This window comes from Alteromonas sp. LMIT006, assembly GCF_024300645.1.
Classification (GTDB): domain Bacteria; phylum Pseudomonadota; class Gammaproteobacteria; order Enterobacterales; family Alteromonadaceae; genus Opacimonas; species Opacimonas immobilis.
In genome coordinates this window covers 905,994-917,428 of record NZ_CP101291.1, presented here as the reverse complement: position 1 = coordinate 917,428, position 11,435 = coordinate 905,994, and the positions used below count along the sequence as shown (strand labels likewise).

The following is an 11,435-nucleotide window of genomic DNA, read 5'->3' as shown; positions in this document are numbered from 1 at the left end:
CCCGACCTGTCGTTGCGTTGTCGCAACAAACTCCCAGACTTTTGATTTTATTGATATTTTTCTACTTAGAAAAATTGTGTTGCGCCGTTATATAGACTAAGACAAAAGCAGCAAAATCTCAAATGTCTATAGCGCAAAAAAGCAGGTGAACAAATATTCACCTGCTTTTGCCATTTCTGGCAAGCTAAGTAAGGTTAATTACTTAACTTCAACTTCAGCGCCAGCTTCTTTAAGAGTGTTCGCTAATTCTTCAGCTTCCTCTTTGCTTACGCCTTCTTTGATTGCTTTTGGAGCAGACTCAACTAACTCTTTAGCTTCTTTCAAGCCAAGGCCAGTTGCGCCGCGAACTGCTTTGATAACAGCAACTTTGTTGCCACCGATGCCCGCTAGGACAACGTCAAATTCAGTTTGCTCTTCAGCTGCTTCAGCAGCTGCAGCAGGACCTGCTGCTACAGCAACTGCTGCAGTAGCTTCTACGCCGAATTTCTCTTCAGCTGCTTCGATTAACTCTACCAATTCCATAACTGGCATTTCAGCAATCGCGTTTAAGATATCATCTTTAGTTAGAGCCATTTCTCTAAACTCCTGGGTTGTATGTTAAAAATAAATTATTGCCAAAGAGAAAATTATTTTTCGTCTTTGATCGCCGCCAATACACGCACAAATTTGGTAGGTACTTCGTTGATAGTTTGAACGAATTTGCCAACCGGTGCTTTGAAGGTTGCAAGAAGTTTCGCCAACGCTTCGTCGCGAGTCGGTAGTGAAGCTACTGCGTCCAATTTCTCTGGACCCAATAAACCGCTACCAATCGATAACGCTGTGACCTTTAACTTATCGTTACCCTTAGCGTAGTCTTTGAAAAGACGCGCCGCACCGCCTGGTGCTTCGATAGAGAAACCATAAATTAGAGGACCAGTTAAAGCGCTGTCTAGGTCAGCAAATTTACTGTCAGCAAGTGCACGCTTTGCTAAAGTGTTACGAATAACCTTTAGATAAACGCCTTGTTCACGAGCTTTAATACGTAAATCTGTTAACTCAGCTACTTCCATCCCACGGTATTCAGCGACGGCAACGGATAGAGCTTGAGACGCAACGTCAGATACTTCTGCTACAATCTCTTTTTTTGCTGCTAAACCTAGTGCCACTGAGTTCACCTCTTTGTTACTACGCCAGCTCGAAAGCCTTTGTAGGATTCACAGATTGATACGCCACACCTAAGGTATTTTGTACCGCTCTACGGTGTTCGTTATCCCAGAGAGTCTGAGTCCGTACCACCGTCTGCGTAGGCATGAATTAAGAAGCCAGTTATGTGTTAGGTCTCTTACCTCTAACACTGACCTCGCCTACGGTCTTGGACGGGAACTTGATATCAACACTGTTGATAAAAAGCTCCAACCCATAACCTATTTCAGAGACGTCATCGAAGATGACAGGTTGAAACTTAACTTATTTAAGGCCTAAAGACGCTTGGTCTAAAGTAACGCCCGCACCCATAGTGGTGGATAAGCTAACTTTCTTGATGTATGTACCTTTTGCAGAAGAAGGCTTCGCTTTCTTCAATGCTTCAAGCAATGCCTCTAAGTTGCCAGCAATTGCGGCTTCTTCAAAAGCAATCTTACCAATGCTTGCATGGATAATACCGTTCTTGTCGTTACGATATTGTACCTGACCAGACTTCGCGTTCTTAACCGCAGTCGCTACATCAGGAGTAACCGTGCCAGTCTTAGGGTTAGGCATTAGACCACGAGGACCTAAGATTTGACCTAATTGACCCACAACACGCATCGCATCAGGAGATGCAACAACAACGTCAAAGTTCATTTCGCCTTTCTTAACTTGTTCCGCTAAGTCTTCCATACCCACAATGTCAGCACCCGCTTCTTTTGCTGCTTCTGCATTAGCGCCTTGAGTAAACACTGCAACACGTACGTCTTTACCCGTACCGTGTGGTAATACCGTTGCACCACGAACATTTTGGTCAGATTTACGAGCGTCGATGCCAAGGTTTACAGCAACGTCAACACTTTCTGCGAATTTTGCGGTTGCAAATTCTTTTAATAATGCAACAGCTTCGTTCAGTTGGTATTCTTTGTTCGCGTCTACTTTTTCGCGAATTGCGCGCATGCGCTTAGATAATTTTGCCATGACTTAGCCCTCTACATTCAAGCCCATGCTGCGCGCAGAGCCAGCAATGGTGTTAACAGCTGCGTCTAAGCTTGCTGCAGTTAGATCAGGTTCTTTGGTTTTTGCAATTTCTTCTAATTGCGCACGTGTCACAGTACCGACTTTCTCAGTATTTGGACGACCTGAACCGCTCTTGATGCCTGCTGCTTTTTTCAATAAGAATGACGCAGGAGGAGTCTTGGTGATGAATGTGAAAGAACGATCTTCATAAACCGTAATTTCAACAGGAACTGGAGCGCCTTTTTCTAGGCTTTCTGTTTTAGCGTTGAACGCTTTACAGAATTCCATGATGTTCACACCGTGCTGACCTAGTGCAGGACCAACAGGTGGTGATGGATTTGCAGCGCCAGCGCCGACTTGTAGCTTAATTAAGCCAGAAATTTTCTTAGCCATTGTTTCTCTCTCGTATGTGGGTTGCGCGCCTCGTAGCTATTGAGAATAACTAGGTCACAGGCTCCCCACGCAAATAAAGGGACGCGGATTATAGTCCATCTCTAACTGTATGTAAATACACATTGTCAGAAAATTGACTTATTTTTGATCAAAACGCGGTATACAAAAAACCACCCGTAGGTGGTTTTCGTTTATCTCGGTTTTAGCCTAGTTCTTTTCGACTTGACCAAACTCTAATTCGACCGGTGTTGAACGACCGAAGATCAATACTGAAACCTTCAAGCGGCTCTTCTCGTAATCCACCTCTTCGATGGTACCCTCGAAGTCGGCAAACGGGCCTTCGGTAACACGAACCACTTCGCCAGGCTCGAACATGGTTTTCGGTTTCGGCGAATCCACGTTTTCTTCTAAGCGATTCAAAATCGCATCCGCTTCTTTTTTGCTGATTGGCATTGGACGGTCAGAGGTGCCGCCAATAAAACCCAATACGCGAGGCACTGATTTAACTAAGTGCCATGAATCTTCATTCATGTCCATCTCAACTAGAACATACCCAGGGAAAAATTTGCGCTCAGATTTACGCTTTTGGCCTGCGCGCATCTCGACGACTTCTTCGGTCGGCACCAGGATTTCGCCAAAGTGCTCTTCCATCTCATGTGTCTTGATGTGCTCTAATAATGTTTTTTGCACGCGCTGCTCATAACCTGAGAACGCTTGAACGACGTACCAACGTTTAGCCATGATTTAGATCCCAATTCCAGTAACGAAACCAACTAGACGAACAATGATACCGTCAAGTCCCCATAAGATAAGCGCCATAACTAACGTTGCAACCAATACAATTAAGGTCGTCTGCGTTGCTTCTTGACGCGATGGCCAAACCACTTTGCGCACTTCAGTACGTGAATCTTTGGCAAACGCCAAAAAACGGGTTCCCTTCATAGTCGTCGCCGCAATAAAGCCTGCCACAACCACAACAGCAACTGCTGCTAACGCACGATACAGTACTGATGCTTGCTCAAAATAATGGTTACCAGCAACCAAGCCTGCTAACAAAGCAAACACAATTAGCCATTTGAACGTATCCAATGCACTGGATGATTGATTTTCTACCGTTTCACTCATGTTAAACCCTTATATAACGCTCACATCGCGGCGCTATGCATATAAAAGTGGCAGGGGCGGAGGGATTCGAACCCCCAACCATCGGTTTTGGAGACCGCTGTTCTACCAATTGGAACTACGCCCCTAAATTCTTGGTTTGCACCGCTTATAAACTGACGCAAACCGACAAAATTCAGATACACTTCGATTGCGCTTTCCAGTTAAATCAGATGGGGAAGAACAATGAAGGGACGCGTATTATACCCATCTGAAGCAAGGTTTCAAACTTTAATTTGGTTCCATCTAATCTAGCCCCAAGAACCCACCTGTCTGATGCTCCCATAATTTGGCATAAATACCGCCTAATGCCAAAAGTTCAGAATGAGTACCGGACTCGACAATGCGCCCTTGGTCGAGGACGATTAAACGATCCATTTGCGCAATCGTCGATAAGCGGTGGGCAATCGCCAGAACTGTCTTGTTTTCCATGATTTTATCCAAGCACTCTTGTATGGCCGCTTCCACTTCGGAGTCTAAGGCGGACGTCGCTTCATCCAAAATCAAAATCGGCGCATCTTTTAACATCACCCGTGCAATGGCAATGCGTTGTCGTTGTCCTCCCGAGAGTTTGACCCCGCGCTCGCCAACGTGTGCATCAAAGCCAGTTCGCCCTTTTGCATCGCTAAGTTGTTGAATAAACTCAAATGCTTCAGCTTGCTTGACCGCTTTGATCATGTCTTCTTCCGTTGCATCGTCTCTGCCATAAATCACATTATCGCGTACACTGCGATGCATTAACGACGTGTCTTGCGTGACCATACTGATTTTTGCGCGTAACGATTCTTGTTGTAGCTGGGTCACCGACTGCCCATCTACCGATATGGTGCCGTTTTGGATATCGTAAAAGCGCAACAGCAAATTCACTAACGTCGATTTACCGGCACCAGAACGACCAACGATGCCGACTTTTTCGCCAGCTTTGATGTCGAGATTTAGATTGTCAAATACTTGAATATGATTGCCGTTTTGCGCCTGATACGCAAAATTTACATTCTTAAAATTGATTTGTCCGCCTTTGATGGCAAGGGGTTGTGCATCGGCTTTGTCTTCTACGTTAACAGGGACAGCTAATGAATTAATGCCATCTTGTACCGTGCCGAGATTCTCAAAAATAGAGGACACTTCCCACATGATCCACTGACTCATGCCATTTAGGCGTAAAGCCAAACTGACGCCGATCGCCACATCCCCACCTGTGACAATCCCCTTTGTCCACAGATAGATAGAAATTGCGGTTACCGCGAACACCAATAGCGCATTGGAGTACCACACACACCCATATAACACCGTGACCAAGCGCATTTGAGGATGCACCGTTTGCAAAAATCCATCCATACCTTCTTTGGCGTAAGTTGCCTCTCGCGATGAATGCGAAAATAACTTAACCGTCGAGATATTTGTGTAGGCATCGACAATGCGTCCGGTCATGATCGAACGCGCATCGGCTTGTTTTTTGGAGACCTCTTTTAGACGCGGTAAAATAACACGCAAGATTCCAACATATACCACCAGCCAGAGCAAAAAAGGCACGGCCAAACGCCAATCTACCGCAAATACCAACACCACTATCGAAATAAAATAGACGCTGATATACACCATTAAATCGAGTAATTTAAGAACTGTCTCGCGCACGGCCAGCGCGGTTTGCATGACTTTTGTGGCCACACGTCCGGCAAACTCATCCTGAAAATACGACAGCGATTGTTGCAACACATAGCGATGCGCTAACCAGCGAATGCGCATGGGATAATTGCCCAATAGAGACTGATGGATCAGCATGGATTGAATGACTACTAAACAGGGCAACAGTAACAATATGACCAATGCCATCCGCCACAAAGATTCGGATTCTTCCTGTACAAAGGTTTGTGGGTCGCGCGTGGCAAACCAATCGACTAACTGGCCCATATAGCCAAATAGCATGACTTCGAAGATAGCCACCGAAGCGGCCAGACAAGACACGGCAAAAATCACCGGCCACACGCCTTTGGTGTAATGCACACAAAAGGCATACAGCGAGGTCGGCGGTTGACTTGGGACGTCTTGGGGATAGGGTTGGACGAGGCTCTCGAACCACTTAAACATGCAATAACCTAGAGAATAAAAATCGTTTCACATTATGGAGTTAAGTGATGGAAGCTTCAAGTTTTTGGTAGCGTATTATTCTAACCTGAGGTTTCTGACAATTACGTCTACATTCGCTTTGTGATTGGCTTGCCACTCATCTAAGGTCTGAGATGCGTCTTTGTCTCGGCGCTTTATCGCAATCGCCAACGCTTCTTCCGCTCGGGCTTGCGGGATCACCGCCACTCCATCATTATCGGCCACAATGATGTCACCAGTATTGACTGTCACTCCTTGTAACTGGACTGGCGCACCATTTGGCTCATAGACTTTTTTAGCGCCTGGTTTTGGACAGATCCCCAAACCGTGAATAGGAAATTGTAATTCTCGCACCTCATCGATATCGCGCACCACGCCTTCCACCACAAATCCAGTGATTCCATTGCGCTGAGCAATCGCGCACACATTGCCGCCTGACACGGCAAATTCAGGATCGGCTTGGATCACCAAGATATCGCCAGGTTGTGCTTCATAGATTGCCACATGCACCATCAGATGATCGCCCGGAGCGCATTTTACGGTGTAAGCTCGCCCTGCAAATCGTGGCATATCCGGCCACAACGGAGTGATTGGCGAGGCAATAAACTGAGAGCGTGGCAGTGCATCCGCCAGGTCGCACGTGGATACATCGGTAAATCGGGAATAGGTAGGGTGTGTCATTGTTGGTGCCTTGAGCGCAAAAGGTTAGCCTAACCAAATAGTGCGCTAAAGGTAATATGACTTAGGTATTATCAAAAACTCACATTGCTTCGGGTGAGGAGACCACAAATTAAGTTAGACTCCATTTAACACTAGATGTGTGACAATGGATGCCACGTAGCCGAGTCCTATCGCCCAACTCCACTTTAGATGATAGCCAAACGAATATATCCCTTTGGTTTGTCCCATCAAAGCCACACCGGCTGCAGAGCCAATCGACAGTAATGAACCTCCCACACCCGCAGTCAATGCCACGAGTAACCATTGGTTCACATCCATCATCGGGTTCATCGCCAACACCGCAAATACCACAGGAATGTTATCAACTATCGCGGACATCAAACCGACGGCAATATTGGCGTACGTCGGCTCCCAATTGACATACACGACTTCTGAAACAAGGTGTAAATACCCCATAAAGCCAAGTCCACCGACCGCCATGACAATACCGTAAAAAAACATGAGCGTATCCCATTCAGCGCGCGCAATATTGGAAAACACATCAAATGGCACAACGTTACCCAATCGTTCTAAGGCTTGTAAATCGTTTTGCTCTGTGGCTTTTTGGCGCTTTTTGTCTAAGGATCTGGGTAAGCTTTGGCGCAAATAATACCCTGTAAATTTGAGGTAGGATAAGCCAAACATCATGCCAAGCACTGGGGGCATACCGAATAGACTGTGACAGATAACAGCTGTAGCAATCGTCAGTAGGAACATGAAGAAAATGCGTTTTGCGCCACGCTTCATGGGTAATGTCACTTCATGACTCGCAACAATCGCAGTGTTGTTGATAAAAATACTCAAAATCACAGCCGGCACAACAAAATTCACTATTGCCGGTAGGACTAACACAAAAAACTCTGCAAACTGTACTTTTCCCGACTGCCAAATCATCAAAGTCGTAATATCACCAAATGGACTGAACGTTCCACCCGCGTTTGCAGCCACAACAATATTGACACAAGCTAACGCAATGAATTTGCGATCATGAGCCGCCACATTCATTACGATGGCACACATCAACATCGCAGTGGTGAGATTATTAGCAAATGAAGAAATAGCAAACGCCAAGACACCTGTTACCCAAAATAAACCTCGCAAACTCAAGCCTTTGTTTTCCAAATAGACTTTGAGGGTATTAAACAAGCCACGTTCCTCTAATGCATTAATATAAGTCATCGCGACTAGCAAAAATAACAGTAGTTGAGCGTATTCAAGCAGGTTGTGATTAAAGGCGACTTGCGCTTCGACAGCGAGCCCTTGCTGAGAATACACCCAGCCAAGCATCAGCCATATTACCCCTGCCACCACCAACACGGGTTTGGATTTACTTAAATGCAGATATTCTTCTGCAATCACTAGCATATAGGCCAAACCAAAAATAATAACAGCTATCAGACCATAGGCTGAATGGGTCAATTCGATACTGCCCGGCTCACTCGCCATAGCAACACATGGCATCCCAATACATGCCAGTAATAATAAACGTTTCACGAAAGTTCTCTCTTATATGGAAGTAAACAGGCGCTACCCAAACGACATCGAGCGCGCCTTAGGTTGGTCTTAACATTTCATTTAGCGAATGCTTAATGCCTGTTCATAACGCCAACCTCGAAAAAAGTTAAGTTAAAAATAAATGGCTTCGAAAACTAACGGCTTTGAGGGGGAGCTCGCGCTTGGTATAGCTTTTTTGTAACTGAACAGAGTGATTTTGTAACAAACGAGTGGCAAGTACAAAATTGCGCTTGCGTGCACCCAACAGATGTTGTTAAGAGGTGTAGTTCATCATCACCATCGTGAGTTTGTTCGAGGCTCAGATTCGTGTGCTGAAAAGCGTCATTTTGCAGAGTTATTTGTTCATGCGAATGAACTGCCGCCAAATTTGACAGCAGACCGAACATGAGGAGGAGTAAAACTAATGGGGCTTTCATTTAGCTAATATATGCCTACACATGAAAAGTGCAAGAAGACTTTTGGATTAGCTATGCAAATCTACCCATGCAAGAACATATATGTCCAATAAACACAGATCCCGAACTGCACCAAAAACGTTGCAAAACGCAACTGAACCGCTAAGTTACTGGTGGATATTGCTAAAATCAACGACTGCGCTATCCGAGCATAAATCACTATCATGGCCAATCCGTCTGTGATGTCAGTATTCCCTGTGGCAATGGCATAAATCAACAACCCACCGATAAAGGGAAAACATTCCATTGCATTAGCATGCACTCGAGTTAAACGATAGCCTAATTCTGGTACACCAGAACCATCGGAAGCAAATCTTAACGATTTAACTTGTTTGGTCAGTCCTAGATAAGTGCGATACCCAGCCAAAACCAGTAAAAATAATAGGATTAGGGCGATGTAGGTCAAAAAAGCAATGTGAGTATGAGTCATGAGATTTCCTTTTTTCTTTTATGCTAGCGTATTTGAACGGGGATCGGCTAGATAAATTTCACACACAGCGCCTTGCTCGAAACTTCTTGCCTTTGATTTTGCCTTCTCGCAACTGAGATAGCGCGCGTTTCACACTGCGTATTTTGACTGCAATGAACGATACTTGGTTGGTCACATTGATTTTGCCAATATCTTCACCCGGAATGCCAGCTTCTTTGGTCAGTGATCCTAGGATATCGCCTGGACGAAGTTTTTGCCGTTTACCGCCATCAATACTCAACGTGACATATTCCGGCTCTGCAATGCGATTCGCATGAAAGCGCAACGACTCAATACCTTTGGGCTTTAACACCACTTGAGCATGATCCGCGGTGCGACGCAACAAGCCCAATTCGTCATCGGTGACCAATGTCACTGCACGTCCAGTCGCATCGCCACGCCCCGTGCGTCCAACTCGGTGAATATAGGTATCAAGCTCTTCACCTAACGAATAATTAATCACTAACTCGACTGCATCAATATCCAAGCCACGTGCCGCGACATCCGTGGCCACTAAAACCAGAGCGGAGCGATGCGCAAAACGCGTTAAAACTTGGGTGCGTTCGCGCTGCTCAATATCACCATTGAGTGCGACTGCGGAAATGCTTTTACCCTGCAAAAATTGCGTCAAAGCAAAGGTTTCCGCTTTGGTCGCACAAAACACGATAGCCGATTGCGCTTGATAGTGACTCAGTATGGTCGCTACTGCTTGGTCACGCACATGTGGCAAGACTTTGTAAGCGACTTGTTCTATTTTGTGAGCTTGATGGTGGGTTTCTACCACGACTTTGTGTGGGTTGTGTTGTATCGATTCACTGATGGCAGCAATCGTATCAGGGTACGTTGCCGAGAACAGTGCAGTTTGACGTTTGGCGGGCAATTTGCCAAAAATCACCTCCAATTCATCAGCAAACCCCATATCGAGCATACGATCGGCTTCATCCAACACCAGATGCTTGAGCTGTTTTAAATGCACGCGATGTTTGAGCAAATGATCCATCACCCGACCTGGTGTGCCCACGATAATGTGCGGACGATGCCTTAGGGTAGCGATTTGTCCTGGCATCGGCACACCGCCATATAGGCAGGTGATTTTGACATTATCGATGCGCTTCGCTAGTAAACGCATTTGCTCTGCTACTTGATCGGCGAGCTCTCGGGTTGGACACAACACCAGCGCATGGGTATAGGTTGATTCTGCATCCAAATCGTTTAGAACGCCAAGCGCAAACGCGGCGGTTTTACCACTGCCCGTTTTGGCTTGTGCCAACACATCTTTGCCATCCAGCATCAGCGGCAATGTACTTGCCTGTATGTCGGTTGCGGTTTCGTAGCCTAACTGGGCAACGCCCTCTAACAATTCAGGGCGCAAGGCCAGTGCATTAAATTTCATTTATTTTTCCAAACGCCATTGGCAAGGCTGACCACCCATGAATGGCACGATATCATCACCAGTAGGCAATTTGATTTCAGCGGGGATTTGCCATTCATCTTTGACCAACGTGACAGTGCCGGTGTTACGCGGTAACCCATAAAAATCTGGGCCGTAGTGTGAGGCGAAGCCTTCCAATTTATCTAATGCATCGAGTTCTTCAAAGACTTGCGCATAGAGCTCTAGTGCGCTCCAAGCTGAGTAACAACCGGCGCAGCCACAGGCGGATTCTTTTTTGTGTTTTTCGTGTGGTGCAGAGTCAGTGCCTAAGAAAAATTTTGATGAACCCGAGGCCACCACTTCGCGCAAACGCTGTTGGTGAATGTTGCGCTTAAGCACAGGTAAACAATAGTTATGCGGCTTAATCCCACCGACTAACAAATCGTTGCGATTGAGCATCAAGTGTTGTGGCGTAATAGTCGCCGCGACATTATCACCACATGCTAGGACAAAATCAGCAGCATCAGCAGTGGTAATGTGTTCAAAGACAATTTTCAAATCTGGGAACGCTGCCACAATATGTTGTAAATGACGTTCGATAAACTCGGCTTCGCGGTCAAAAATATCAATGTGATTTTCAGTGACTTCACCGTGAATAAGTAACAACATACCGACATCGCTCATGGTTTGAAACACTGGATACAACGCTTCAATACCTTTCACAGCAGCATCTGAGTTAGTGGTCGCACCCGCTGGATACAGTTTAGAGGCAACAATGCCTGCAGCTTTAGCTTCTTTGATATCTTCAGGGGTTGTGGTGTTCGTCAAATACAAAGTCACCAATGGCTCAAAATCAGTATACTCGCCCACATTCGCCATAATGCGATCTTTGTAAGCTAGTGCTTGCTCAGCATTTACTACAGGTGGAACAAGGTTTGGCATGACAATCGCTCGACGAAAACAGCGTGCAGTTGCCGGTACCGTTTCTTCGAGCATGGCAGCATCACGAAAATGTAAGTGCCAATCATCAGGAGTGGTTATGGTTAAACGTTGCATACAA

12 protein-coding genes and 1 tRNA gene are annotated in these 11,435 nt (G+C 45.8%); all 13 read right to left on the bottom strand.

What is annotated here, in order from left to right; genetic code table 11:
• Nucleotides 1-198: 198 nt before the first annotated feature.
• Nucleotides 199-573 carry a 50S ribosomal protein L7/L12 gene (gene rplL, locus NLG07_RS04305; protein WP_254856466.1) on the bottom strand — a complete coding sequence of 125 codons (375 nt, stop codon included), beginning with the start codon at nucleotides 571-573 and terminating at the stop codon, nucleotides 199-201.
• Nucleotides 574-626: 53 nt separating this feature from the next.
• Nucleotides 627-1,145: a 50S ribosomal protein L10 gene (gene rplJ, locus NLG07_RS04300; RefSeq protein ID WP_254856465.1), complete on the bottom strand. Its 519-nt coding sequence runs from the start codon at nucleotides 1,143-1,145 to the stop codon at nucleotides 627-629.
• Between the two features lie 301 nt (nucleotides 1,146-1,446).
• On the bottom strand, nucleotides 1,447-2,145 hold the full coding sequence (rplA, locus tag NLG07_RS04295; protein ID WP_254856464.1) for a 50S ribosomal protein L1: 699 nt from the start codon (nucleotides 2,143-2,145) through the stop codon (nucleotides 1,447-1,449).
• Nucleotides 2,146-2,148: 3 nt separating this feature from the next.
• The gene (rplK, locus tag NLG07_RS04290; protein ID WP_254856463.1) at nucleotides 2,149-2,577 is read right to left on the bottom strand and encodes a 50S ribosomal protein L11; all 429 of its coding nucleotides are present in this window, start codon (nucleotides 2,575-2,577) and stop codon (nucleotides 2,149-2,151) included.
• A gap of 207 nt (nucleotides 2,578-2,784) precedes the next feature.
• The gene (gene nusG / locus NLG07_RS04285) at nucleotides 2,785-3,318 is read right to left on the bottom strand and encodes a transcription termination/antitermination protein NusG (RefSeq protein ID WP_254856462.1); all 534 of its coding nucleotides are present in this window, start codon (nucleotides 3,316-3,318) and stop codon (nucleotides 2,785-2,787) included.
• Between the two features lie 3 nt (nucleotides 3,319-3,321).
• Nucleotides 3,322-3,702, bottom strand: coding sequence for a preprotein translocase subunit SecE (secE, locus tag NLG07_RS04280; RefSeq protein WP_254856461.1), 381 nt, complete (start codon nucleotides 3,700-3,702; stop codon nucleotides 3,322-3,324).
• 48 nt (nucleotides 3,703-3,750) lie between these two features.
• Nucleotides 3,751-3,827 (bottom strand) — tRNA-Trp (locus NLG07_RS04275).
• A 157-nt stretch (nucleotides 3,828-3,984) separates the two neighbouring features.
• Nucleotides 3,985-5,826 (bottom strand): ABC transporter ATP-binding protein, encoded by a 1,842-nt coding sequence (locus NLG07_RS04270; protein WP_254856460.1) that lies wholly within the window; start codon nucleotides 5,824-5,826, stop codon nucleotides 3,985-3,987.
• A 75-nt stretch (nucleotides 5,827-5,901) separates the two neighbouring features.
• On the bottom strand, nucleotides 5,902-6,525 hold the full coding sequence (locus NLG07_RS04265) for an RraA family protein (protein ID WP_254856459.1): 624 nt from the start codon (nucleotides 6,523-6,525) through the stop codon (nucleotides 5,902-5,904).
• Nucleotides 6,526-6,639: 114 nt separating this feature from the next.
• Nucleotides 6,640-8,025 (bottom strand): sodium:proton antiporter NhaD, encoded by a 1,386-nt coding sequence (gene nhaD / locus NLG07_RS04260; RefSeq protein ID WP_254856801.1) that lies wholly within the window; start codon nucleotides 8,023-8,025, stop codon nucleotides 6,640-6,642.
• A gap of 531 nt (nucleotides 8,026-8,556) precedes the next feature.
• On the bottom strand, nucleotides 8,557-8,964 hold the full coding sequence (locus NLG07_RS04255) for an MAPEG family protein (protein ID WP_254856458.1): 408 nt from the start codon (nucleotides 8,962-8,964) through the stop codon (nucleotides 8,557-8,559).
• 58 nt (nucleotides 8,965-9,022) lie between these two features.
• Nucleotides 9,023-10,396 carry an ATP-dependent RNA helicase DbpA gene (gene dbpA / locus NLG07_RS04250; RefSeq protein WP_254856457.1) on the bottom strand — a complete coding sequence of 458 codons (1,374 nt, stop codon included), beginning with the start codon at nucleotides 10,394-10,396 and terminating at the stop codon, nucleotides 9,023-9,025.
• Nucleotides 10,397-11,431, bottom strand: coding sequence for a dihydroorotase (gene pyrC / locus NLG07_RS04245; RefSeq protein WP_254856456.1), 1,035 nt, complete (start codon nucleotides 11,429-11,431; stop codon nucleotides 10,397-10,399).
• Nucleotides 11,432-11,435 lie beyond the last annotated feature (4 nt).

Bases quoted from the DNA above. Each gene is read 5' to 3' on its own strand.
- rplA (WP_254856464.1), bottom strand. From the start codon at position 2,145: ATGGCAAAATTATCTAAGCGCATGCGCGCAATTCGCGAAAAAGTAGAC.
- secE (WP_254856461.1), bottom strand. From the start codon at position 3,702: ATGAGTGAAACGGTAGAAAATCAATCATCCAGTGCATTGGATACGTTC.
- nusG (WP_254856462.1), bottom strand. From the start codon at position 3,318: ATGGCTAAACGTTGGTACGTCGTTCAAGCGTTCTCAGGTTATGAGCAG.
- rplK (WP_254856463.1), bottom strand. From the start codon at position 2,577: ATGGCTAAGAAAATTTCTGGCTTAATTAAGCTACAAGTCGGCGCTGGC.
- NLG07_RS04255 (WP_254856458.1), bottom strand. From the start codon at position 8,964: ATGACTCATACTCACATTGCTTTTTTGACCTACATCGCCCTAATCCTA.
- nhaD (WP_254856801.1), bottom strand. From the start codon at position 8,025: ATGCCATGTGTTGCTATGGCGAGTGAGCCGGGCAGTATCGAATTGACC.
- pyrC (WP_254856456.1), bottom strand. From the start codon at position 11,431: ATGCAACGTTTAACCATAACCACTCCTGATGATTGGCACTTACATTTT.
- dbpA (WP_254856457.1), bottom strand. From the start codon at position 10,396: ATGAAATTTAATGCACTGGCCTTGCGCCCTGAATTGTTAGAGGGCGTT.
- rplL (WP_254856466.1), bottom strand. From the start codon at position 573: ATGGCTCTAACTAAAGATGATATCTTAAACGCGATTGCTGAAATGCCA.
- NLG07_RS04265 (WP_254856459.1), bottom strand. From the start codon at position 6,525: ATGACACACCCTACCTATTCCCGATTTACCGATGTATCCACGTGCGAC.
- NLG07_RS04270 (WP_254856460.1), bottom strand. From the start codon at position 5,826: ATGTTTAAGTGGTTCGAGAGCCTCGTCCAACCCTATCCCCAAGACGTC.